Source organism: Hyphomicrobium sp. MC8b (assembly GCF_905067615.1).
Lineage (GTDB): Bacteria > Pseudomonadota > Alphaproteobacteria > Rhizobiales > Hyphomicrobiaceae > Hyphomicrobium_B.
The window spans coordinates 3,350,936-3,373,173 of sequence record NZ_LR898465.1 but is presented as its reverse complement, the minus strand read 5'-3'; the positions used below and the strand labels follow the sequence as shown (position 1 = coordinate 3,373,173).

Genomic DNA, 22,238 nt, shown 5'->3' with positions numbered 1-22,238 from the left:
AACGTCAAAGCCCCATCATAGCCATGACTTTGTCGACGGCGAGCGTTGGCAGGAGTGTGCCGTTGCGCACGGCCGCTTCAATTTTCGGAAGCTCGGCTCCGACCTGAGGATTGGCCTTGAGCGCGCCCATGAGCCGGTCTTCTAGCATGTCGCGCATCCATGACACGGCCTGAACCTGCCGCCGCTTGGCAAACTCGCCGGTCTCCGACATCGTTTTGCGATGTTCGAGAACCTTTTCCCAAAGCTCTTTGAGCCCGCGGTTGTCGCGCCCCGAAACCGTCAGCACGGGCGGAAACCACGTCGCGCCATGGGGTGTAAAAATCTGCAGCGCGTTCTTGTAGTCGCCCGCCGCGCTCTCCGCCCGTTTGATGTTGTCGCCGTCAGCCTTATTGATGGCGATCATGTCGGCAAGCTCGATAATGCCTTTCTTGATGCCTTGAAGATCGTCGCCGCCGCCTGCGAGCAGCAGCACCAAAAAGAAATCGACCATGTCGGCAACGGCGACTTCCGATTGCCCGACGCCCACCGTCTCCACGATCACCACATCGAAGCCGGCCGCTTCGACGAGCGCCATCGTTTCGCGCGTGCGCCGCGTCACGCCGCCGAGCGTGCCGGACGAGGGCGACGGGCGAATGAAGGCATTCCGCTCCTGCGCCAGCGAACTCATCCGCGTTTTGTCGCCCAGAATGGAACCACCCGAACGCTTCGACGTCGGATCAATCGCCAATACCGCCACGAGGTGCCCCTCGGAGATCAGGTTCATGCCAAGTTGATCGATGGTCGTCGATTTGCCGACGCCTGGTACGCCGGTGATGCCGAGGCGAACGGCATTGCCGGTCTTCGGCAACAGCTCCTGCAGCACCTTCTGCGCGAGGCGGCCATGCTCCGGGTTCGAACTTTCCACAAGGGTGATCGCGCGTGCCAGCATTGCCCGGTCCCCGCCAGCGATGCCCGACACATAGTCGGCAACCGAAATTCTGTGTGCTGGGAGTGCTGTAACTGCCATGGCTTAAATGCTGAATCCTGTTCGTTCGCAAAGGGGACGTTGGACAAGAAAAACGACGCCGCTGCAAGCTGCGATTTCGCTCTTCGCCGTCACAATCACATGCCATAGATCCGGTTGCTTGCGGAGCCCAAGCTCCGTAGCCTTAAGACGGGGCGTTGGAGGGAGGGTAGCGTGACTTGGGTTACCGAACGCTGGCGGCGGCCGGCATCGCTCGCAAGGATCGGCCTGACGGCCATTATCGCATGCGGCCTGCTGACGGCCTGCTCCGAAGCCCCCAAAATCGGCAAGACCGCCGATAATCAATCGCGCTCCATCGAGGAAGCGCCTGCGGGCTCGGCCGCACCTGCTGCGCCTCCCGCGCCGGAGGCGAGCGCGCCTAAGCCAGTGGCTCCCGAACTATCCGACGGGCAAGAGCAAAGCCAAGTATCGAGCGGAAGCGACGAGAAGCCCGGAACGTACCATTACTATCGCAAGAAGAAGGCTGCCGCGCCGGATGAGGATGCTGATACCGCAGCCGAGCCGCCGTCGTCAGAACCCGCACCTGCCGGCGCTGCTCGGCCACCTGAGGAAGAATCTGCCGGAGCCGCTCCCACCGCTTCGCCATCTCCAGCACCGCCGCCGCCACCCGTCGTTGCGATGCCGCCGCCAGCTGCACCGGGCGCCGCCGGTCGCGCTGCCGTCGAAACCGATCCGAACAAGAAATATAAAGTCGTTCCGGTTTTTTACGGAACGGATCGCGCGGTCGAGCCCGATCCAACGCGCCTTCAGTTCGGTTCCGAACGCGGACACAAGCTGCAGCTTGGCCGTGCGCTTATCACCGTGCCGTTCAGCCATGAAGTCCCGCACATCGAGCGGCCACGTGTGATCGAGATTCCGTATTTCAAGATCAAGATCTACGCCGAGAAGGAAGATCCCGATAAGCACTTCACCGTGCAGGAGATCACCAGCCTGACGGAAGATCAGATGCTGGCGCTCGTGAAGGAGCAACTGGCGAAATCATCTACGTTCAAGAACCACGCCTTCGTCTTCATCCACGGGTTCAACACGTCGTTCGATTGCGCCCTCTACCGGACGGCGCAGATCACTTACGACCTTGGCTTCGACGGTGTGCCGTTCCTCTATAGCTGGCCATCTGGCGGCAATGTCGCGAGCTATACGTATGATCATGGCAGCGTCGAGCAGGCCGAGCCGATGCTTGCCGAATTTCTCGACATGGTCATCCAGAAGAGCGGCGCAAAGTCCATCAGCCTCATCGCGCATTCGATGGGCAACGAACTGCTGCTGCGCGTGCTCGAACGGCTGCGGCCGAAAATTCCGCAAGGCGTTGTCATCAGTCAAGTCATTCTTGCGGCTCCGGATGTCGACCGAGACAAGTTCAACATCATCGCGCGTGAAATCAAAAACTTCGCCAAGGGTGTAACGCTCTACGCCGCCTCAAACGATCGGGCGCTTGGATATTCTCAACGGTTCTGGGGCGGCGTTCCTCGCGCGGGCGACGTTCCGAAAGATGGCCCGTTGATTATTCCCGGCGTCGACACCATCGACGTAACGGCCGTCTCGACCGATGCGCTGGGACTCAATCATTCGGGTTACGCTGAGAACCCGGCGCTTCTCGATGACGTCAAGGCGCTTGTCGAATTTGGTGTCCGTCCGCCGGACAAACGCTTGAAGAGTATTCTTGCCGTCGAAAGTCCGGGCGGACTGTATTGGCGCTTTCAAGCAACCAACTGACGGCGAACGTCGCGCGGCGTTCGCTTGATACGCTTAGCTACGCCGATTTGGCGCCCGCATCTCCTCCAGGCTGTGCATTTCCCGAGCTCGACCCTGGTTGCTTGCCGGGCTCGCCCTCATCGTGATGGTGGCGATCTTTGATTGTCAGTCCGTAATACAACAACACGCAAAAAATGATTGGCGCTGCAATCACGGAAAGCACGAGCAGGATGTCGTTCAGATATCCATCCACTGGTCAAACTCCGGCAAGATTGCAGTTCAACGGAGAACCCCATCCAAAGTTCCAGGATTGGGGACTAAGAACTATCCTTCCAAAGACTTACATCACGGCGTTTGCGGCCTGCGCGTGAAAGAAAAAACCGCGGAGGCCTCGTCTTCGTGGCATATGCCACGAATGTAAATTTCGTTCAGAAAATACGAGTTGCGAAACTTTTTGGCTTGTCCGGAATGTCAGTATTCTTGACACGCTCAAGAAAACCGCGGCGACCGCCACCGATGGTTCCGGCAAAATCGTCTAGAAAGCCGAAGCTGTGCCGCGCGACGCATGCTTTTTCGTGACGGACGGCTTATCGGCACGCCGCGCCTTGCCTGATTGTCCGCGCAAGTGCTCAGTCTCTTGTCGGACGTTGCGACGGATGGCCTGCGGCGGCTGCCCCAACACACGAAGAAACGCGCGGCGCATCCGGCCGCGATCGGCAAAGCCTGTCTGTCGCGCAACGACGTCGATCGAATGTCGTGACTGTTCCATCAAAATGCGGGCCGCCTCCACGCGAAGCGACTCGATTGCCTTTGCGGGAGATTGCCCCGTCTCGTCGCGAAAGGCGCGCGAGAATTGCCGCGGGCTTAAATGCGCAGCTCCGGCGAGATCCGTGACAGTGAGTGGGCGATGCAAATTCTTCTTCGCGTAGTTGAGGGCCGTTTGAATGCGGTCGGACTTCGGCTCCAGCTCCAAAAGCTCGGAGAACTGCGATTGTCCGCCAGACCGGCGATGATAAAGCACGAGCTTCCGCGCCACTGAGCGCGCGGTCTCCGCGCCGAGATCGGCTTCCACCAATGCCAGCGCGAGATCGATACCCGCGCTCATGCCCGCCGACGTCCAGATCTTGCCGTCGTTGATGAAAATGCGATCCTCGTCGACGAGGGCCGTCGGACATTTCTCCTGCAGCGTTCGGGCAAAAAGCCAGTGCGTCGTTACCCGCTTGCCGTCGAGTAGCCCTGCATCGCCGAGCACGAGCGCCCCTGTGCAGGTCGCGGCAACGCGTCTGCACCGGCGCTCGGATGCTTGCAGGTATTTGACGACGCCGGGCGATGCCGGCTTTGGATCATTGGCGCCATCGACGATGAGCGTATCGAACGCGAGGCCGCCGGCCCGCTTCGTATCGAAAACCAATCCCGCCGAGCTTTTGATCGGGCCGCCTTTTTCCGAAACGAAATGAAGCTCGTACACGGGTTCGCCGTGCACGAAATTCGCCATTTCGAACACCGTCGTGACAGCAAGGCCCATGATCGAGCAGTTCGGGTAGATCAGAAATCCGACGCGCATTGTCCCGTCCTAAAAAGAGCCATGGCTTAAAACGCCTCATATATGTCGTTTGAGCCAAGCCGCTGCAAGCCTACGTAATCGCCGCAGCATGCAGCAATTACGGAGATTGACCATTATGAGCGCATCGAAAGGCACCGCCGTCGTTACCGGCGCGTCGAGCGGCATCGGCGCGATTTACGCCGACCGTCTCGCCAAACGGGGTTACGATTTGATCCTCGTCGCCCGCAACGAGGAACGTCTGAAAGACGTCGCGGCGCGGATCGCAAGCACGACCGGCCGCTCAGTCACGATCCTTCCCGCAGATCTGAACGACAGGGCCTCGCTGGCCAAAGTCGAAAGCGTGCTGAAGGAAAATCCAGCCGTTACGATGCTCGTCAACAATGCAGGCTTCGGTTCCGCTGTACCGCTCCTTCAATCCGATATCGGCAAGATGGTGGAGATGATCGATCTCAACGTCACGGCGTTGACGCGTCTTGCGTACGCGGTGGCACCCGCCTTTGCATCGCGCGGGAAGGGGACGATCATCAACATCTCGTCTATCGTCGGCATCGCGCCGGAACTGCTCAACGGCGTCTACGGCGGCTCGAAGGCTTATGTGCTCGCCTTTTCGCAATCGCTTCAGCACGAATTGGCCGACAAGGGCGTGCGCATCCAGGTCGTTCTGCCCGGTGCAACCGCCACCGAATTCTGGGACATCGCCGGCTTTCCGCATTCGAACATGCCGTCGTCATGGGTGATGTCGGCCGAGGACATGGTCGATGCCGCGCTCGCGGGTCTCGACAACGGTGAGGTCGTGACGATCCCGGCGTTGCAGGATGCTGCCGACTGGGAGGCATACGAGGCGGCTCGGAAAGCGATGTCCGGCAAGCTCAGCAACGTCAATCCGGCGCCGCGCTATGGCATCAAGGCCGCGCAGACGGCGTGAGCGTTAGACATCTGGTCTGACCAATCATCAGCCGCCCGCCCTTGAGCACGCGGCGCTTCATCGCGCCGTGTCGCTGGCTGTGCGCCGCACCGGAACTTGTGCGATTTGACGGCTGCCCGCTAGAAGGTGAGCAGTTCGCAAATGGCATGATGGAAAGTTCGGTGAGCAAACTTCAGACGGTGGTCGAAGAGATAGTGGACGAAATGCGTGGCATGTCTGAGCGCGGCACGGTCGCCTCGTACATCCCAGAGCTTGCCCGCGTCGATCCCAAGTACTTCGGCATCGCCGTGATCGAATCGGACGGCAACGTCATTGTCGGCGGCGACGGCGACGTTCCGTTTTCCATTCAGAGCATCTCGAAGGTCTTCACCCTGACGCTGGCGCTGGGCAAGGTGGGAAACCGGCTCTGGACGCGTGTCGGCCGCGAGCCGTCCGGCAGCCCGTTCAATTCGATCGTCCAGCTCGAACGCGAGCAGGGGATTCCGCGCAATCCCTTCATCAACGCCGGCGCCATCGCTGTGACGGATTTGATTCTGTCTGGTCACCAGCCGCGCGAGGCGCTGGGTGAAATTTTGCGATTTATGCAATTTTTAGCCGATGATCCGACCGTCACCATCGACCACGAAGTCGCCGCATCCGAGCATCGAACCGGCTTCCGCAACGCTGCTCTCGCCAATTATATGAAATCTTTCGGCGTTCTCGATAACCCGGTCGATTTTACTCTAGGTGTCTATTTTCACCACTGCGCCATCGCCATGTCGTGCCGCCAGTTAGCCATGGCGGGACGCTTTCTTGCACAAAATGGCAGCAATCCCTCAACCCGCCTCGCCGTTGTGCAACCGGAACGGGCGCGTCGGATCAACGCGCTCATGCTGACGTGTGGCCACTACGATGGCTCCGGGGAGTTCGCTTATCGCGTGGGTCTGCCGGGCAAGAGCGGCGTCGGCGGTGGCATCCTGGCTGTCGCCCCCGGAAAGGCGTCGATCGCCGTCTGGTCGCCGGGATTGGATACTACCGGCAATTCCCGGCTGGGCCAGATCGCGCTCGAAAAGCTCGCCAAGAAAATGGGCTGGTCGATTTTCGGCGCCTGAATGCGATGTCGTCTGGAGGGAGGCCGTTAACCGGTTAGCGGAGACGAAGCCACGCGAAAAATATCTCGAACATCGCGTTGAGACGCTCAGCAAAGAAATCGCATTTGATTTTATGGAAGTTCAATGAAGCGGATGAGATTCATCCGTTTCGCGCAAAAGGTTCGAGCCAACCCTTCGCGCGATCATTCAGCGGACGTGTCGTCGATTTTTCGGAACGGACGAGCGCAAATGCTCAACTCCAACGCACCACTCGCGCGTCTTCTTCGACGGCTTCTTCATGATACCAGCAATCGCTGAATCCGACTTTACGGAAATGCCATGCCGGCAAGATTGCAGCGGCAGACTTAACCAGGCGTTCCTGACCATGCAGAGCCGCACGTCCGCCCTTGGGGAACTGATAAATTTTAGCAGTCGGTCGTAATTGCCTTTCTTCCATTTTTGCCTCGCGTTTCGCTTCGCCGGTGTCAAAGATGACCGGCTCGTCCTTCATGATGGCCCGATTTTCCTGATGCCTCAATTGAAATCAGCAATTGCCTATATTATGGGCATGCTAGGTTTTGCATCTTTCGGTAGCATTGCCAGCGCTGTTGAACGCACGTAGTCATCGTTGTGTTCCGCCGCAAGCCTTGGCTCCGATGGCCATGCTTCATTTGAGGAGGTTCGATGCTGACTGACGATTCCCAGGTCGAGAGCGACTGCCTCTTCGCCGGGAATGTGTCTGGAGGCATGTTCGAAGCCGCTGTTAACGTTGCCCGACGGCGTGATGGCGGCTTCACCATGGATATCTCAATGAGCGCCATGTTCCATCGACGCTGGTGCGCGTACGTCGCGCCCAACGCGCCTTCGGGTTCGCGCAGCCAGCCCTGCGATCGGCGGCCGCGCATCCAATAGGAATTCCACAGACGTCAACTTAGGGAGCTGTCCAGAATGACGAAGTACAAACTTGAGTATATTTGGCTCGATGGCTACACGCCCGTGCCCAACCTGCGCGGCAAGACACAGATCAAGGAATACAGCTCGTTCCCTGATCTCGCGGATCTCCCGCTGTGGGGCTTCGACGGTTCTTCCACGAAGCAGGCTGAGGGCTCGAGCTCTGACTGCGTTCTGAAGCCGGTTGCTCACTATCCCGATCCGGCGCGCACCAACGGCGTACTGGTCATGTGCGAAGTCATGATGCCCGACGGCGTCACGCCGCACGTTTCCAACAAGCGCGCGACCATTCTCGACGATTCCGGCGCGTGGTTCGGCTTCGAGCAGGAATACTTCTTCTACAAGAACGGCCGTCCGCTCGGCTTCCCGGCTGAAGGCTATCCGGCACCGCAGGGCGAGTATTACACCGGCGTCGGCTACAAGAACGTTGGCGACGTTGCCCGCTCGATCGTCGAAGAACACCTTGATCTCTGCTTGGCTGCCGGCATCAACCACGAAGGCATCAACGCCGAAGTGGCGAAAGGCCAGTGGGAATTCCAGATCTTCGGTAAGGGCTCCAAGAAGGCTGCCGACGAAATGTGGATGGCGCGCTACCTGCTTCTCCGTCTCACGGAAAAGTATGGCGTCGACATCGAGTTCCATTGCAAGCCGCTCGGGGACACCGACTGGAACGGCTCAGGCATGCACTGCAACTTCTCGACCGAGTACATGCGCACGGTCGGCGGCAAGGATTATTTCGAAGCGCTGATGAAAGCCTTCGACAAGAACCTCATGGACCACATCAACGTCTACGGCCCGGACAACGACAAGCGTCTGACAGGCAAGCACGAGACCGCGCCGTGGAACAAGTTCAGCTACGGCGTTGCCGACCGCGGCGCTTCGATCCGTGTTCCGCACTCGTTCGTGAAGAACAACTACAAGGGCTACCTTGAAGATCGCCGCCCGAACTCGCAGGGCGACCCATACGCGATCGCGTCCCAGGTTCTGAAGACGATCTCGGAAGTGCCGGCTGGCGCTGCTGCGAAGGCTGCCTAACGCATTATCGTGGCGCCGGCTCTTGCAGTCGGCGCCACGAGTTTATCTGGGACGAGGCGCCCCTTCTGGCCCAGGCACTCAAACACCATTTTGCGCTGCGCATTCACGTCTCGGACCGCCTCTATTTTGGGTGAACACCCGCGCCGCGTGAACATTGTAACGTCCGATCTCGACGCCACGTACTGATGAGCAACGGCCATAGCTTTCGATTGAGAGCTGGCTCATGACAGTTCGTTTAGGATAGAGACCGGAAATGCTCCTGCTCCTCCTCGCATACGTCGGCGGTGTCCTCACCATCGTCAGTCCGTGCATTTTGCCGGTGCTGCCATTCGTCTTCGCGCGAGCCGATAAGCCGTTCCTGCAAAGCGGCTTGCCGACTCTCATTGGCATGGCGGCGACGTTCGCTGTCGTTGCGACGCTGGCGGCTGTCGGCGGCGGTTGGGCCGTTGCCGCAAACGAATATGGCCGCTATGCCGCGCTCATTCTGGTCGCGCTGTTCGGCCTTGCGCTCGTCTTCCCCGGCCTTTCCGAACGTCTCACCCATCCGCTCGTCACGCTCGGCGACCGGCTATCGAAACGCGCTGACAGCGCCGCCGCTGGCCATGCCGCGATCTGGCCGTCGCTGCTGCTCGGTGTCGCTATCGGCTTGCTGTGGGCGCCCTGTGCCGGTCCCGTGCTCGGTCTCATCCTGACAGGTGCTGCACTTAACGGCGCAAGCGCGACGACGACGTTGCTACTGCTCGCCTATGCGGCGGGCGCAGCGACATCGCTCGCTCTGGCTCTGCTGGCGGGTGGACGTGTATTCGCCGCCATGAAGAGCTCGCTCGGAGTCGGTGAGTGGGTGCGCCGCGGCGTCGGCGTCCTCGTTTTGGTCGCGGCGGGCGCCATCGCAATGGGCGCCGACACGGGCGTTCTTACCCGTCTGTCGCTTGCTAGCACGGCCTCTCTCGAACAGCGTCTGGTCGATATGTTCGGCGGACGCTCCATGATGCCGAATGCCGAAACCGCTGTCGCGTCGAACGACAAAGGCGAGCTTCCCATCGAAGGCAAGATGCCCTCAATCGATGGCGCGGTCGAATGGCTCAACTCTCCGCCGCTGACGCGCGAGGCGTTGAAGGGCAAGGTCGTCCTGATCGATTTTTGGACCTACTCGTGCATCAACTGCTTGCGCGCACTGCCGTATGTCGAAGCCTGGGCAAAGAAGTATAAGGCCGAAGGTTTGGTCGTCATCGGCGTCCACGCGCCAGAGTTCGCCTTCGAGAAGAAGATCGCGAACGTCAAGCAGGCAGTCTCGGATCTCGGTATCACGTACCCAGTCGCCATCGACAACAACTACGCGATCTGGCGCGCCTTCAATAACGAGTATTGGCCTGCGCACTACTTCATCGACGCCAACGGCAACATCCGTCACCATCACTTCGGCGAGGGCGACTATGATGGCTCCGAGCGCGTGATTCAGAAACTGCTTGCTGAAGCCGGACACAAGAATGTCTCGACCGGCATCGTCTCGGTCGATGGTTCGGGCATCGAGGCGCAGCCATCCGAGACGGTCAAGTCACCCGAGACGTATGTGGGTTACCGTCGCGCGGAAAATTTTGTCTCGCCGGGCGGCGCGATCCGCGACGCCTCCCACGATTATACTGGCAAGCCCGATGAGCTGAACGACTGGGCCCTGAATGGCAACTGGACCATCACGCCGGAGCATGCCGCGCTGAATGCGGCAGGTGGCAGCATCAGCTTTCGGTTCCATGCGCGCGATCTGCACCTCGTTTTGGGGCCAGGGCCGGACGGCAAGCCCGTGCGCTTCAAGGTCACGATCGACGGCAAAGCGCCGGATGCCGGTCACGGCGCGGACACTGACGCCTCTGGCGACGGAACGGTCACGACGCAGCGGCTCTATCAGCTTGTCCGTCAATCTGGGGCGATCGCAGATCGCACGTTCAAGATCGAGTTTCTCGATCCCGGCGTGCAGGCTTTCGCTTTCACATTCGGCTAATAGCCGCCGCGACGTCAGATCTATCAGACGGTTTCGGTTTTCTGCTGTGGATGCTCCAGAGTGGCTCCCACAAACCGCCAGAACGCGGCCAATTTAGCGGCGTCGTGGAAGTCCTGGATCTCTGCGATCAGAAATCCCCTGAAGCGGATGAGCTGCCGAAGCCGCACGGTCAATTCGATGCCCGTTTCGCGATGCCGCATCGTGGCGACAAGCCGTGTCCGCACGAGGCCATTGTCCCACCGAACATATTCGATGCGTGAGCGACTTTCGATGAGTGCCATAGCGCCGAGATAGCGGCGGCGAACATCTTCCTTTCCCCGAATAGTCAAAGATTCGCCGTTGGGACCACCGGTATTCGTAGTGTAGATGACGTCTTCTAGGTATTTAGCCAGCACGCCTTCGACGCTTCCGGAGTTCCATGACTCCTGGGCGGATTCCAATATCGCTCTGATGATTTCGATATTGATGGGCGATGATCTCTGGCTATTTCGCATTCGTTCCGCACGGCGCCGAAACTCTGTGCCGAATGTTAACAAAATGGAGGCTCGCCCGGATCGACGTTCAGTGCAAATCAAAATTGCTTATGGCGGTATGCGCGCAATGCATGTGCGATCATGCAGTGTTGACGGATGACGGCCATACGCTATTCGACGAGGGCTGATTTCCGTCGAAGCGAAGCCCTTCGAGCGTGTGAGGAATATTTTGTATAAGCCTTGCGTTTGATCTTTCGCGAGCTGCGCTTGGTGACCGGCTTCGGCGCCGGCGGCGATACGTCGGCGATGACCTGCACCGGCGCCTTGGCTTTGAGCTGAACGACCTTGTAGCCCCCCGCCTTCAGCTTTGCGAGCAGTTGGGGAACGGCGTCGGCCGTCCACTTATGAATGTCATGCATCAGGATGATGCCGCGACCGCGCGCCTTGAGCCCCGCCATCACACGCGCAATAACCGGAGCCGAACTCCGCACACGCCAGTCATTCGAATCGACGTCAACCGCGAACTGCGCAATGTTGCGGCTCTTGAAATAGTCTTCCGACAGCTTGCTGCTGCTGAGATAAGGATAGCGGAAAAACGGCGCGACCGGTTCGGGGCTGTTCTTCTGCACGATATCGAAAGTCGCTTCGACTTCCTGCTTGATCTCGGGAAGCGTCAGTCGCGCGACGTTGGGATGAGACCAGGTATGCGTCCCGATTGTGTGTCCCTGTTCGGCGACTTCTTTGACGACCTCCGGATGGAGGGCCACCATCTCACCAACCATGAAGAACGTCGCCTTGGTGCATTCCTTGGCGAGAGCGGCCAAAACCTTGCGCGTGTCCTGCGGCGAGGGGCCGTCGTCGAAGGTCAGTACGACTTCGTCCGGCGCGAGAAATTTCGGATCCCCATGCGGCTCGCCAAACCACGGGCCGCCCGTCGTATCCACTTCGATCGTTCGCGAGACTCCGAGCGTCCCTTTCGGGCACGTGTCCTCGGCGCGCACTGCGGTGGGCGTCTGCAGGCCTGCTGTCATTACGGCCGACATCACAAAGCTTAGCTTCCAAATCAGCCGCATGTCGCCCACCCCCAAAGGGCCATGAAATCAAAGCAGGTAGAGGTCCAGAAACGACCACCGTGAGTGAGACTTCTGCTCAGCCTGAGATGGTTCGTCAATACAACACGCCGTGGCAATAGCGCATACATCTTAAGCTGCCCGACAAGTGTCCTGGCATGAGTCAGGACACCGCACCCGGCATTGGTCGTATAGGCACGTTCATTTACCCGGCTGCAATCGAATCTCTGCCACACTTAGCTAGCAAAGTCTTTACCTTGACCCGTGCAGGAGCTGATGTGCGTAAATTCGTTCTGTTGCTTGGCTGTTTTGCTGCAAGCCCCGTCGCGGCTGGCGAGGTCCAGCTCACGGGCGAAGCCATCAAAACGACGCTTGGCGGATCGCATTTGGCACTCGACACACCTGTCGGGAGCACCGTTTCTGTTCGCATCGGCCACGATGGCCTGATGTCAGGTGAGGCAGGCACCGCCCTGGGCGCGGTACTGGGTGCCTCCAAGGATCGTGGCCGCTGGTGGGTCACCGAAAATAAAGTTTGCTTCAAGTGGTTTCGCTGGTTTGACGCCGAGCAGCGGTGCGCCACGATCACTTTGAACGGCGACCGCTTCACTTGGCGGAAGGACAACGGCGACACCGGCACCGGAACCATCGTCGAACGTGGCACGCCTGTCGCCAAGCCTGCCACGATCGTCGCCGAGGCAAAGAAGCCGGCGGCTCCGGTACGCAAGCGCGTGGAAAAGAAGCCTGAGGTCGCGGTGGCTGCGAATGAGCCGGAGGCGAAACCTTCGACGCTTCAGGCTTCCGCACCCACGGCCGAGGCCAAGACTCGCGCCTCCCAGCAAGCTTCTCATTTCAATACGTCGACAGTGGCTGTAGCTGCGGCCGCGCCGAAACATATCGACGCCGAGACGACGACCGTCGCCTTCCATGTTCCCGCGCCGCGTCCGGCGGTCCGGCCGCAACATCACGATCCCGTCGCCGTCGCATCGGTGAAGCCGCAGTTTTTTACGTCGGTCAAGGTCGCCGCCAAGACCCATCGCGCAAAAGTCGAAGTCGCGAAGATCCAAGCCCCGCGCGCTGATCGGAAGCCGTTTCGCGTTGCTGGCGTCGATCCGAGCGACGTTCTCAACATTCGCACCGGTCCATCGTCTGACTACGAGACCGTCGGCGGCATTCCGCCCAACAGCCGCGGCATCACCATCACCGGGCCATGCCAGAACGACTGGTGCCCCGTGAAGCACCAGACGCTCGTGGGCTGGGTCAATCGCCGCTATCTCACCGAAGAGACCGCTGCAAACACCGCTGCGGTTTCGGAGCCGAATTACTGGGATCCGGCTCCCTGATGCGCTTCAGCGGCGCTTCCTGACAGAAATGCTTTCGCCGTTCCGCTCCTAGGCGGTCGGCGGCGTTTTGCGTTTGGCCGTCGTGCCTCAAAACCTTGCTGTGAAATGCTGCCGCGCTAGCGCGTGCGGCTGACGGCGCGCCACTCGCGCATCTGCGCGAGCAGCACGGAGACAAAAAGGCCGCCAAACCTCGTATAGCGAGCCATCAGCGCTCGTTCGCGTAGCGATGGCGGCCACGCAACTGGTTGGCAGACTTTGCGCTTCATGCTCCAGGCGGGGCAAATAACATCGGATCACAATTGATTGCGAATTGCGGTTCAATGCGATCCGAGTGTTTTTCTGGTGCGGAATAGGTGATTCGTATTTAGGCCCATGGGCATATGCCGTGAGATATATTTTGTCGTATATCCGGCAATTGATTTTCTTCTGCAGAATAAACGGTGCTGCCGAATAGATAAAACACGCATGTTTTATATTTGTGAAATATCGGACACATAAAAAACTATTGTTTTTCAGGTTGATAGTGAGTTTTGAAGGATTCAAAATGGCATGTGGAATGCAGCGCGCTTTGTCGCTTTTCTTATGTGGTTATGCGAGTCAAATAAGAATTATTGCGTCAAATATAATGTGCTGAATTCATTGAATATCGATGCGAAATAAAAAGGGAAAAATAATCTGAATTAGGCCCTGGAATTGAGCGGACTGAATGCCACCTAACAGACGCCGTCGGAATGGCGGCCCGTGTCGCAAGGCACGTCTCCAAGAGGCGCACCAAAGTCTTGGTGTGGCTCCGTTCATCGATGGTCATGCATCGCTCGAGGAGTACCTGACTATGATTCACAGCGATAACCTCCAGAACGCCTTTCAACAGAATCCCAACAGCTACTACGGCGGCTGGAACCCGAACCCCGCGCAAGCCTGGGGTCAGGCATGGGGTGCACAGGCTTTCGCCCAGCCTCAGCACGCCTGGAACGCCGGATTAGGGCAGTCGGCCTTCGGCTATGGTCCGAACTTCGGCGGCCAGAATTTCGGTGGTCAGTTCGGCGGCCAGCGGCAGCTGTCTCATCACGACGTCGGTGAGGTCGTTCGCCAGCTTATGCCGATCCTGCCGCAGGTCATTGCTCAGGCCCAGCAGTCGCAGGCTGCCTTCGGTCAGGGCGGTTACGGCGCTGGGTTCGGAGCAGCTTATGGCGGAGCCGCGCGCAATCTTTCGCAGCAGGATGTGAATGAGGTGGTTCGCCAGATACTGCCTGTCATTCCCCAGATCGTCGGCCTCCTGCAGCAACAGGGCCAGCAGGGGTCTTATGGTAACGCCGCCTACGGCGGCGGCCAGGGTCTCAATCTCGGCTGGGGCAACCAGGGCTGGAATAACCAGGGTTGGAACAATCCGGGTCAGCACAATCAGGGCGCCTACGGCTACAGCAATCAGAATCCGTATCAGTTGTCGCTCTTTGGTCAGAACCAACCGAACGCGTTCGGACCGTTCGGTCAGGCAGCCTTCGGCGGCAATCAGGGCCACGCCGCCTTTGGCGGCAATCAGGGCATGGGCCAGCAGCGTCAGCTGAACCAAGTCGAAGTCGGCGAGATCGTCCGTCAGTTGACGGCCGCCCTTCCGCAGGTGATCGCGAACCTCCAGACGATCAATCAGCAGCCGAACATGCAGCGCGGCGCCTGCTGACGCCCGCATTCGCTCTCCCCAAGCCAACCGGAAGCGCCGCCCTTTCGTGGGCGGCGCTTTCTTCCCCATTTCAAGAAGTGAGGATCACGCATGTCGAACGAGTCTCAGCGCTCCGATCAGGGCGGCAGATCGCAGGATACGCGCGCGGATACGCAAGCCCTCATCGGGCTACTCGAAAATCTCGTGCCATTATTGATGCGCTTTCAGTCTGATGCTTTCGGTCAGCAAGGTCCGTTGCATCTTGCTGGTGGTAACGCCGCGCAACTTGAGCAACAGGCCGCCGTTGCCTTCACGGAAGATATCATCCTCGACTCACTCCGAAACGTCTCGGCATATCTTCAGCGAAACGCCGGCCGCTATCCCGGTCTCGATACCTATAGCGGTGTCGTCGAGCAGGCGCGGCGGGCGTTCGATGCGCGCGATTATCAATCGGCGCTTGCTCTGATCCTGCAGGCGTATCGCGCGATCACCGTCGTTCGCTCCATTCGCCCCGAACTGCCGCCCATCCGCGAGAGGGCACAGAACGAGCAAAACGGATCGGGGCGAGCCGTGCACTGAGTGCGCGAGACGAGACGGCTGAGCTGAGGCTTTGTCAACGGACGCGCCGGGCGATTCGTCCGCGCGTTTGTGCTGCTTGTCTGCGTGCGCCGACGCCCGAGATCACTGCTCTAAACCGTGACCGATAATCCTCAGTCCTGTGGTCGTCCGGCATTTTCGTCAGTTTTTTGACGGAAAATGATGTGACTGGCGCGAAATTCGCAAAACTCCTGATAAGCTTTTTGTCGCTTATCGGGGAACAGCGAAAATCGTGGATTTACCGGGAGATTTCGGCACCTTCCTTCGCGCCAATCGATGGCCGCCATTCCATGTTGATGGAATTCCAGGCAGCCCGGCTGCGTGCGGCATGGTCGATACCTCCCGCGCGTTCGCGCCTTGCGACCGCTCAGGCAATTCGTCCGCTCCGTTTCAGCCGCAGTCACAACGTGCCGAAAACGACCGGCTCTCCCGTCACGTCCGTGCGGGATTGCTGTTGCTCCTCGCATCATGCGGATGGATCGTCGGCGGCGACGAGGGCGTAAGACGCGCCGTTGCGCGCGGCACGCCGTGTCGTGATCGCGGCCCGGAAATGCAAAACACTCCGCGTGATCATTTTGCGATCCGCACGCTCGAGCCCGCGGACGCTCCCGAGCTGTTCGCCGAAATCGATCGCATCTGCTGGCACGCAAGGCTGCCGCAACGGCCTCGCATCTGCGTGCTGATCGGGCAGAGGGCGATGAACGCCTATGCATTCGGCGGTCCGAACGATGCGATCGTCACCTTCACCGAAGGGTTGCTGCGTGGCATGACCACGAAAGAAGTTGGGGCGATTTTCGCGCACGAGATCGCGCACATCTGCAATGGAGACAGCGCGACGATGTCATGGGCAGCGCAGTTGCAGCGCGCGATCAATGACGTCGCTGCGGCAGGCCTTGCACCGGTCCACGCTTTCGGCGCCGTCAAGCAGCAATCCTCGCTGCAGTGGGTGCTCACGCGAGCCCCCGCAATCGCCGAGCTGTTGATGCTTGCGCTATCCCGCTTCCGTGAAATCGAGGCCGACGCATTCGCTCTCGAGTTGACGGGCGATGCAAACACGCTCGAAACGGCGCTTGCCAAGCTTGAGCATCATCATCGTGCGCTGAGCGGCATCCCGGAAGACTACATCGAGGACCGGCTCGCGTCGTATCTGCGCAGCCATCCGGTTACCGGCGAGCGCATCGGCCATCTGCGCGCCTCGCCGCTCTACCGCGCAGCCTAGTTACGCCGACCGGCGTAGCGGTTGGGTCGACGCCCTCTCGGCCCGCATCGGCAACTCGACGATGACGCGAAGGCCGCCTCGCGGCGAGTCTCCCAGCGTGATGGACCCATTGTGAAGCTCGACAATCTGCTTCGCGATCGCAAGCCCGAGGCCGCTGCCGCCGGTCTCTCGGCTGCGCGAAGGTTCGCGGCGGTAGAACGGCTCGAAGACCAAGGCGCGCTCGGCAACGGGAATGCCTGGCCCATCGTCGTCGATCAGAACGCGCACGCGTCCGCCGATTGCGCCCGCCGTCACTTTCGGAGCTTTCGCACCGTAGCGGAGTGCGTTGTCGATTAGGTTCGTAAAAAGCCGCCGCAGCGCGACCTCGTCTCCCATTAGCGTCAAGGTATTGCCTGGAAGCTCCAACTCGACATTCGGATGATCGGCGCAGAGCATGCCGAGCACTTCACCAAGATCGACGACGCCCGTGCGAACCTGTTCCGACCCGCCACGTGCTACCGCCAGAGCATCGTCGATGAGAACCGTCATGTCGTCGAGATCGCGCTCGGCGCGCGCCTGCTGATCCGGATCCGAAATCATCTCGGTTCTGAGCTTCAGTCGTGTGATGTACGTCTTGAGATCGTGCGACACGGCGCCGAGCAGCACGGTCCGGCCTTGGAGGAGCGTCGCGATGCGCTCCTGCATCCGGTTCGTTGCCTCGATCAGCCGTTTGAGTTCCGGCGCGCCGCGCGGCGTAATCACAACCGGCGTCCCATCGCCTGAGAACCTCGTTACCGCGCGCGACAGCTCTTTCAGAGGCCGCGCCTCGCGCCAGACCGCGAACAACGCCGCGATGCCAACGAGGGAACCGAGCACGGCCAGCCAATAGCCGGCCGGAACGCCGAAAAATCGCCGCGAAATCTCGCCCCGCGGCTCAAAGACGGCGTACCCGCCGCTTTTGAGAGCCACTGCGATCCGGACGATGCGGCGCGTCAGCATCCACCGGCTCCCTGGGCGAATGTCGGCAACCATGCCCGTGTCGGTCGGGCCGGAGACCGCAATCACCTCGCGGTTGCCGAGTTCATTGACGTAACGTTCGACCAGCCATTCAATCCCCTTGAGCCGCCGTTGATCGACGGCCACTACCGGAGCTTTGTCGGCAATCTCGACGCCGAGCGTATCGCTTCTCACAGCGTTGAGAACAGTCTCTCGGCGGGCACCATCCGTCGTCTCGAGCAGCTCGACGATGGCAGCCATTTGGTTCGGGAGCGGAAACGCGCCAGGCGTCGTGACCAAAGGTGAGCGTGTGACGTAGGACAGCCCGGCGCCCACCGCCCACAGACCTATCAGCGCCAGCAAAATGATCGCCGAGAGACGGCCGACGAATCCAAGACGTGACAGCACGCTCAAACCTCCTCGATGCGCGCCGCCAGAATGTATCCGACATTACGCATCGTCTTGAACATGGGGACCTCGCCGCGGTCTATTTTCTTTCGCAGCCGGCTGAGCTGAACGTCAATGGTGCGGTCGAGTGGTTCGGAGCGACGTCCGCGCGTCCAGTCCATTAATTGCTCGCGCGACAGAACGCGTCCCGGCCGCGTCACAAAACATTCGAGCAAGTCGAATTCGGCGCTGGTCAATTCAATGGGAGCGGCGCTTGCGTCCGTCACCGAGCGCGCTTCGAGGTCTATGATCATGTCGCCGAGCTTTAGGCGCTTCTTCTCGACGGGCGGCGGCTCGTTGCGGCGCAGGATGGCGCGAATACGCGCCGTCAGCTCGCGAGGATTGAACGGCTTCGGAAGATAATCGTCAGCGCCGATCTCCAACCCGACGATACGGTCGATATCTTCGCCGCGTGCCGTCAGCATCAGGATCGGCACACGGGACGTGGCGCGAAGTCTTCGGCAGATCGACAAGCCGTCCTCGCCAGGCAGCATGATGTCGAGCACGATCAGGTCCGGCTCTCCGAAAATTGTCAGATGCCGGTCAAGCGCCGCGCCGCCGTCTCCTGTCTCGACGCGAAACCCTTGCTTCTGCAGATAGCCTTGAACGAGCGACCGGATTTCGGCGTCGTCTTCGATGATGAGGATATGCGGGCGGTTGGTCATGTCGCGATGTGAAGCCAGCCCTCGTGTGAGTGCAAGCGTTCCGAGGTCCTGTTACAAAACGTAAAGTTCGGGGCGCGGTTTGAAATACGCCGGATACGCTAGCGGGTGAGGTTCCCTGTCGTCACGCCACCCCGGAGTGACGATTGCAAAGGAGAACCCTCATGATCCTCAAGAAATTCGTCATAGCCCCGTTTTGTGTCGCGGCCGCTATGTTCGTCGCTGGCGCCACCGTGGCTGAGGCCGGATGGCAGCGCTCCGGTGGTGGCGTTGGCCCTCGCGGTGGAACTTGGCACTCGTCGGGATCAGGTTCGTGCGCCTACGGCTCGTGCGCTTCCCATCAGAGCTATACCGGTCCGCGTGGAAATACTGTGAACCGCTATGGCAGCACCAGCTGTTCTGGCGGGACGTGCAATCATTCCGCGACCTATAGCGGTCCATATGGCGGCAGCGTAACGCGCAATAGCTCGGTCACTCGAAACTGAAACCTGCCGCATAGAGACTATGCTCGGCGCGATGACGGCGCCAGGCCAACCCAAGCTATTTCATTTTTTCCTCTGACCTCGGAGTACGTGATGCGACCCGTCATTTTCGCTGCCTTGTTTGCCCTACCTTGGATCGGCTTTTCCGCGGGCGTCGCGCTCGCACAGGCTGCTTCCGACAAACCACTCACCAAGGCGCAGATTCAAGCTCTCGCCAATAATCCGAACGCCCGCGCGGCGCTCGCCGTCTGCAAGGACGATCGTGCGCGCCTCTGCGGCAGCGTGATGCCAGGTGGTGGCCGAATTCTCCGTTGTTTCTCGGAGAAGGCAGGAAGCCTCAGTCAGCCATGCCGCGATGCCATTATCGCCGTAAGGAATTCAGCGGCGAACTAACGCCGAAGACGACATGGCATCGAGACGGGGAGGGGCAATGCCCTCCCTGCCGTTGCGCGCACTCTCAAAATCAAAGGACGCAAGCCCCATGACGGATATTCCGGCATTTCTGAGCACTGCTCCCCGGCCGCTCTTCGGCTTCTTTCCTGTTGCGCTTGTATTCATTGCCGTCGAGCTTCTCTATGTGCGGCTCGCACACCATGCTGACGAGCAAGATGGGCGGGAGACAGTAGCTTCGATAGGCGTCGCAGTCGGCGATCTTGCGTCGCGTATTCTGACCGGCGGCCTCGTCGCGATCCCGATGCTGTTCTGCTATCGGCATCGCCTTTTCGATATTCCGCTCGATACAGCATGGAGCTGGATCGCGCTGTTTCTCGGTGTGGAGTTCTTTTACTACTGGTTTCATCGCGCGTCACACCGGGTCCGTTGGTTTTGGGCGACACACGCCGTGCATCACTCAGCGACGCACTTCAACCTGTCGGCCGCCATCAGGCTCGGCTGGACGGGCGTGATCAGCGGTGCGTTTCTGTTCTTCCTGCCGTTGGCGCTCATCGGATTTCATCCGGCTGCCATCGGGCTGACGCTCGGGCTGGGGCTAGTCTATCAGTTTTTCCTGCACACCGCCGTTCCCGTTCGCCTGGGTCCGCTGGAATGGGTCTTGAACTCGCCGGCTCATCATCGTGTCCATCACGCGTCGAACGAAACCTGCCTCGACAAGAACTATGGCTCAGTCCTTATCGTCTTCGACCGGTTGTTTGGGTCGTTCGCGGCTGAGCCGGCTGGCGAGGCGCTGAAATTTGGCCTGAAGGGCCGCGAGCCGAGCACGAACCCGCTTCACATCGCGTTGTCGGAATGGGGCTATCTTTGGCGGGATTTCCGAAACGCGCCGAACCTCTCGCGCAAAATCAGGGTGTTGTTCGGTGCACCGTAAGCTCGCACGTCTTCCGCGAACTCAAAAGATATTGAACGCAAATCATCCAACTCGAATGTCAAGTTAGACCGAACGGCATATCCGGGCGCGCGAGTGCCTACAATTTAAACAATTGCAAACGAATCGATCTATCTGGCCGTTTATTTTCTGGAAAATCGGCTGATTTTCCTGAGAAGAACATGAAAATACGACCAGGCACCATTTGGCACGATTCCTGCGCTTACGAATTTGTAAGGAAACTGCCTTGGACGGCCGCGACGGCAGGCCAGGCACGAGAGGGGAGTCGCTTATGGCCGATCAATCCACGGCAATGCTGACGATATTCACCGAGTTCTATTTCTTTCTGACTATCGTCTTGATGTTCTTCATTCACATCGGCTTCTGCATGTACGAAGTCGGTGTCGCACGAACCAAAAACGTCCAGCACACACTTCTTAAGAACGCGATGGCAATTCCCGTCGTGGGCTTGGCGTTTTTCCTGTTCGGTATGTGGATCTACATCGCCTTGCAGGGTTGGCCTGTCAGCTCGACATCCGTCAGCTTCTCAACGGGCTTCGAGCCATGGTCCGATAAGCTCGCTCCCAACCTGTCTGACCGCATCTCCGGCGTTTTCTGGGGTGCATTCGCACTCTTCGGCATGACCGCGGCCTCGATCGTCTCGGGCTCGATCATCGAGCGCGCAAAGACGTCGGGCTTTTTGATCATCGCCATCTATGTCGGCGCAGTTGCCTGGGTCGTCCCCGCAGCATGGGGCTGGTCAGGCAATGGCTGGATGACGCAATACCTCGGGTTCCACGACCAGTATTGCTCGGCCGTCCTGCACTCGGTTTCGGGTTTTGTTACCCTCGGCATCCTGATGCACCTCGGGCCGCGCATCGGCAAGTTCGCGCCTGACGGCACGCCGCGCGAAATCCCGGCGCACAATCCGTGGATGGTCACCGTGGGTCTCTTCATGATCTACGTGGGCTTCTTCGGCTTCTATGCCGCTTGCCACATCCCGATGGCCAACGTCGCCGCCGAAGGCCAGCCCGCCTACTGGACCGCGACGAACATCTATGGCTTCCCGATCACGTTGTCGGGCGTCACGATGAACTTCTTGCTCGCCCTCTTCGGCGGCATGATGACGGCCTATCTGGTGTCCAACGGCAACGCCTTCTGGACGTTCTCCGGCGGCCTCACGGGCCTCATCTCGGCAAGCGCCGGCAACGACCTCTACCATCCCGTTGTCGCTCTTGCGATTGCCGTCGCCGGTACGATCATGGCGTACTACGCGCATAACTGGGTCGAAAAGAAATACAAACTCGATGACGCTGTCGGCGCGGTTGCGGTGCACGGCTATTGCGGCGTGTTCGGCGGCATCGTCGCCGGATTTGTGCTGTGGGGTTACCCGGCAATCATGCCGAGCTCCGGCGCAGCCGTTGCGCTTTCAGAAGGTGCAGGTTGGTTCGGGACGAACGCGCAAGGTCTGCCGGTCGTAACGCCGATCGGCAACACCATCGCGACGCTCGTCTTCGCCCTCGGTTTCGGTCTGATCCCAGGCTACATTATCGGCTTTGTCCTGAAGATGCTGGGCCTACTCCGTGTCGATCCGAAGGTCGAGCTGACGGGTCTCGATGGCGAGCACATCGAGACGACCTACCCGAATCTCTCGGGAGCTGAAGCAGCCTTTGAGGCTCTGCAGCGTAAGGAACTCAAAATCTAATCTTTACGCCGGCGGCGGACTATGCCGCCGGCT

At 59.7% G+C, this 22,238-nt stretch carries 20 protein-coding genes; 13 read left to right on the top strand and 7 right to left on the bottom strand.

Annotation, left to right across the window (positions count from 1 at the left end):
* Window positions 1-4 precede the first annotated feature (4 nt).
* The gene (gene meaB, locus ACLB1Z_RS16310) at window positions 5-1,006 is read right to left on the bottom strand and encodes a methylmalonyl Co-A mutase-associated GTPase MeaB (protein WP_409560775.1); all 1,002 of its coding nucleotides are present in this window, start codon (window positions 1,004-1,006) and stop codon (window positions 5-7) included.
* Between the two features lie 171 nt (window positions 1,007-1,177).
* Between meaB and ACLB1Z_RS16305 the strand changes: the two genes are divergently transcribed.
* A complete protein-coding gene (locus tag ACLB1Z_RS16305) occupies window positions 1,178-2,737 on the top strand; it encodes an alpha/beta hydrolase (RefSeq protein WP_409560774.1) in 1,560 nt (519 codons plus the stop codon).
* A 514-nt stretch (window positions 2,738-3,251) separates the two neighbouring features.
* Here ACLB1Z_RS16305 and ACLB1Z_RS16300 read toward each other — a convergent pair.
* Window positions 3,252-4,280 (bottom strand): GlxA family transcriptional regulator, encoded by a 1,029-nt coding sequence (locus ACLB1Z_RS16300; RefSeq protein WP_409560773.1) that lies wholly within the window; start codon window positions 4,278-4,280, stop codon window positions 3,252-3,254.
* 115 nt (window positions 4,281-4,395) lie between these two features.
* On the opposite strand from ACLB1Z_RS16300, the gene ACLB1Z_RS16295 reads away from it, so the two are divergent.
* Both ACLB1Z_RS16295 and ACLB1Z_RS16290 read left to right on the top strand, forming a co-directional pair.
* Window positions 4,396-5,205 carry an SDR family NAD(P)-dependent oxidoreductase gene (locus tag ACLB1Z_RS16295; protein WP_409560772.1) on the top strand — a complete coding sequence of 270 codons (810 nt, stop codon included), beginning with the start codon at window positions 4,396-4,398 and terminating at the stop codon, window positions 5,203-5,205.
* Window positions 5,206-5,354: 149 nt separating this feature from the next.
* Window positions 5,355-6,296 carry a glutaminase gene (locus ACLB1Z_RS16290; RefSeq protein WP_409563294.1) on the top strand — a complete coding sequence of 314 codons (942 nt, stop codon included), beginning with the start codon at window positions 5,355-5,357 and terminating at the stop codon, window positions 6,294-6,296.
* A gap of 232 nt (window positions 6,297-6,528) precedes the next feature.
* Here the strand turns inward: ACLB1Z_RS16290 and ACLB1Z_RS16285 are convergent, their stop codons facing one another.
* Window positions 6,529-6,786 carry a DUF2735 domain-containing protein gene (locus tag ACLB1Z_RS16285; RefSeq protein WP_409560771.1) on the bottom strand — a complete coding sequence of 86 codons (258 nt, stop codon included), beginning with the start codon at window positions 6,784-6,786 and terminating at the stop codon, window positions 6,529-6,531.
* Window positions 6,787-6,959: 173 nt separating this feature from the next.
* On the opposite strand from ACLB1Z_RS16285, the gene ACLB1Z_RS16280 reads away from it, so the two are divergent.
* From ACLB1Z_RS16280 to ACLB1Z_RS16270, 3 genes are all read left to right on the top strand, one after another.
* Complete coding sequence (locus ACLB1Z_RS16280; protein ID WP_024276260.1) at window positions 6,960-7,187, top strand: hypothetical protein; 228 nt, start codon at window positions 6,960-6,962, stop codon at window positions 7,185-7,187.
* Between the two features lie 36 nt (window positions 7,188-7,223).
* Window positions 7,224-8,261, top strand: coding sequence for a glutamine synthetase beta-grasp domain-containing protein (locus ACLB1Z_RS16275; RefSeq protein ID WP_013948732.1), 1,038 nt, complete (start codon window positions 7,224-7,226; stop codon window positions 8,259-8,261).
* A gap of 253 nt (window positions 8,262-8,514) precedes the next feature.
* Complete coding sequence (locus ACLB1Z_RS16270) at window positions 8,515-10,257, top strand: cytochrome c biogenesis protein DipZ (RefSeq protein WP_409560770.1); 1,743 nt, start codon at window positions 8,515-8,517, stop codon at window positions 10,255-10,257.
* A gap of 23 nt (window positions 10,258-10,280) precedes the next feature.
* On the opposite strand, the gene ACLB1Z_RS16265 is transcribed toward ACLB1Z_RS16270, so the two are convergent.
* Both ACLB1Z_RS16265 and ACLB1Z_RS16260 read right to left on the bottom strand, forming a co-directional pair.
* On the bottom strand, window positions 10,281-10,652 hold the full coding sequence (locus ACLB1Z_RS16265; RefSeq protein ID WP_409560769.1) for a hypothetical protein: 372 nt from the start codon (window positions 10,650-10,652) through the stop codon (window positions 10,281-10,283).
* Between the two features lie 248 nt (window positions 10,653-10,900).
* Window positions 10,901-11,803: a polysaccharide deacetylase family protein gene (locus tag ACLB1Z_RS16260; protein ID WP_409560768.1), complete on the bottom strand. Its 903-nt coding sequence runs from the start codon at window positions 11,801-11,803 to the stop codon at window positions 10,901-10,903.
* Window positions 11,804-12,078: 275 nt separating this feature from the next.
* On the opposite strand from ACLB1Z_RS16260, the gene ACLB1Z_RS16255 reads away from it, so the two are divergent.
* From ACLB1Z_RS16255 to ACLB1Z_RS16240, 4 genes are all read left to right on the top strand, one after another.
* Window positions 12,079-13,140, top strand: coding sequence for an SH3 domain-containing protein (locus tag ACLB1Z_RS16255; RefSeq protein WP_409560767.1), 1,062 nt, complete (start codon window positions 12,079-12,081; stop codon window positions 13,138-13,140).
* Window positions 13,141-13,972: 832 nt separating this feature from the next.
* Window positions 13,973-14,818: a hypothetical protein gene (locus tag ACLB1Z_RS16250; RefSeq protein WP_409560766.1), complete on the top strand. Its 846-nt coding sequence runs from the start codon at window positions 13,973-13,975 to the stop codon at window positions 14,816-14,818.
* Between the two features lie 90 nt (window positions 14,819-14,908).
* On the top strand, window positions 14,909-15,376 hold the full coding sequence (locus tag ACLB1Z_RS16245) for a hypothetical protein (protein ID WP_409560765.1): 468 nt from the start codon (window positions 14,909-14,911) through the stop codon (window positions 15,374-15,376).
* Window positions 15,377-15,626: 250 nt separating this feature from the next.
* Window positions 15,627-16,613, top strand: coding sequence for a zinc metalloprotease HtpX (locus ACLB1Z_RS16240; RefSeq protein WP_409560764.1), 987 nt, complete (start codon window positions 15,627-15,629; stop codon window positions 16,611-16,613).
* Here the strand turns inward: ACLB1Z_RS16240 and ACLB1Z_RS16235 are convergent, their stop codons facing one another.
* A complete protein-coding gene (locus ACLB1Z_RS16235) occupies window positions 16,614-16,988 on the bottom strand; it encodes a sensor histidine kinase (RefSeq protein ID WP_371199596.1) in 375 nt (124 codons plus the stop codon).
* Between the two features lie 1,010 nt (window positions 16,989-17,998).
* Window positions 17,999-18,700 carry a response regulator gene (locus ACLB1Z_RS16230; RefSeq protein WP_409560763.1) on the bottom strand — a complete coding sequence of 234 codons (702 nt, stop codon included), beginning with the start codon at window positions 18,698-18,700 and terminating at the stop codon, window positions 17,999-18,001.
* Window positions 18,701-19,272: 572 nt separating this feature from the next.
* Here ACLB1Z_RS16230 and ACLB1Z_RS16225 point away from each other — a divergent pair.
* From ACLB1Z_RS16225 to ACLB1Z_RS16215, 3 genes are all read left to right on the top strand, one after another.
* Window positions 19,273-19,572 (top strand): cysteine rich repeat-containing protein, encoded by a 300-nt coding sequence (locus ACLB1Z_RS16225; RefSeq protein ID WP_409560762.1) that lies wholly within the window; start codon window positions 19,273-19,275, stop codon window positions 19,570-19,572.
* An 88-nt stretch (window positions 19,573-19,660) separates the two neighbouring features.
* Window positions 19,661-20,503 carry a sterol desaturase family protein gene (locus ACLB1Z_RS16220; protein ID WP_409560761.1) on the top strand — a complete coding sequence of 281 codons (843 nt, stop codon included), beginning with the start codon at window positions 19,661-19,663 and terminating at the stop codon, window positions 20,501-20,503.
* A 289-nt stretch (window positions 20,504-20,792) separates the two neighbouring features.
* Window positions 20,793-22,205, top strand: coding sequence for an ammonium transporter (locus tag ACLB1Z_RS16215; RefSeq protein ID WP_409560760.1), 1,413 nt, complete (start codon window positions 20,793-20,795; stop codon window positions 22,203-22,205).
* Window positions 22,206-22,238 lie beyond the last annotated feature (33 nt).

Excerpts from the sequence above, each read along its gene's own strand:
- meaB (WP_409560775.1), bottom strand. The coding sequence starts at position 1,006 with ATGGCAGTTACAGCACTCCCAGCACACAGAATTTCGGTTGCCGACTAT.
- ACLB1Z_RS16300 (WP_409560773.1), bottom strand. The coding sequence starts at position 4,280 with ATGCGCGTCGGATTTCTGATCTACCCGAACTGCTCGATCATGGGCCTT.
- ACLB1Z_RS16295 (WP_409560772.1), top strand. The coding sequence starts at position 4,396 with ATGAGCGCATCGAAAGGCACCGCCGTCGTTACCGGCGCGTCGAGCGGC.
- ACLB1Z_RS16290 (WP_409563294.1), top strand. The coding sequence starts at position 5,355 with ATGGAAAGTTCGGTGAGCAAACTTCAGACGGTGGTCGAAGAGATAGTG.
- ACLB1Z_RS16285 (WP_409560771.1), bottom strand. The coding sequence starts at position 6,786 with ATGAAGGACGAGCCGGTCATCTTTGACACCGGCGAAGCGAAACGCGAG.
- ACLB1Z_RS16280 (WP_024276260.1), top strand. The coding sequence starts at position 6,960 with ATGCTGACTGACGATTCCCAGGTCGAGAGCGACTGCCTCTTCGCCGGG.
- ACLB1Z_RS16275 (WP_013948732.1), top strand. The coding sequence starts at position 7,224 with ATGACGAAGTACAAACTTGAGTATATTTGGCTCGATGGCTACACGCCC.
- ACLB1Z_RS16270 (WP_409560770.1), top strand. The coding sequence starts at position 8,515 with ATGCTCCTGCTCCTCCTCGCATACGTCGGCGGTGTCCTCACCATCGTC.
- ACLB1Z_RS16260 (WP_409560768.1), bottom strand. The coding sequence starts at position 11,803 with ATGCGGCTGATTTGGAAGCTAAGCTTTGTGATGTCGGCCGTAATGACA.
- ACLB1Z_RS16250 (WP_409560766.1), top strand. The coding sequence starts at position 13,973 with ATGATTCACAGCGATAACCTCCAGAACGCCTTTCAACAGAATCCCAAC.
- ACLB1Z_RS16245 (WP_409560765.1), top strand. The coding sequence starts at position 14,909 with ATGTCGAACGAGTCTCAGCGCTCCGATCAGGGCGGCAGATCGCAGGAT.
- ACLB1Z_RS16235 (WP_371199596.1), bottom strand. The coding sequence starts at position 16,988 with ATGGGAGACGAGGTCGCGCTGCGGCGGCTTTTTACGAACCTAATCGAC.
- ACLB1Z_RS16230 (WP_409560763.1), bottom strand. The coding sequence starts at position 18,700 with ATGACCAACCGCCCGCATATCCTCATCATCGAAGACGACGCCGAAATC.
- ACLB1Z_RS16225 (WP_409560762.1), top strand. The coding sequence starts at position 19,273 with ATGCGACCCGTCATTTTCGCTGCCTTGTTTGCCCTACCTTGGATCGGC.
- ACLB1Z_RS16220 (WP_409560761.1), top strand. The coding sequence starts at position 19,661 with ATGACGGATATTCCGGCATTTCTGAGCACTGCTCCCCGGCCGCTCTTC.
- ACLB1Z_RS16215 (WP_409560760.1), top strand. The coding sequence starts at position 20,793 with ATGGCCGATCAATCCACGGCAATGCTGACGATATTCACCGAGTTCTAT.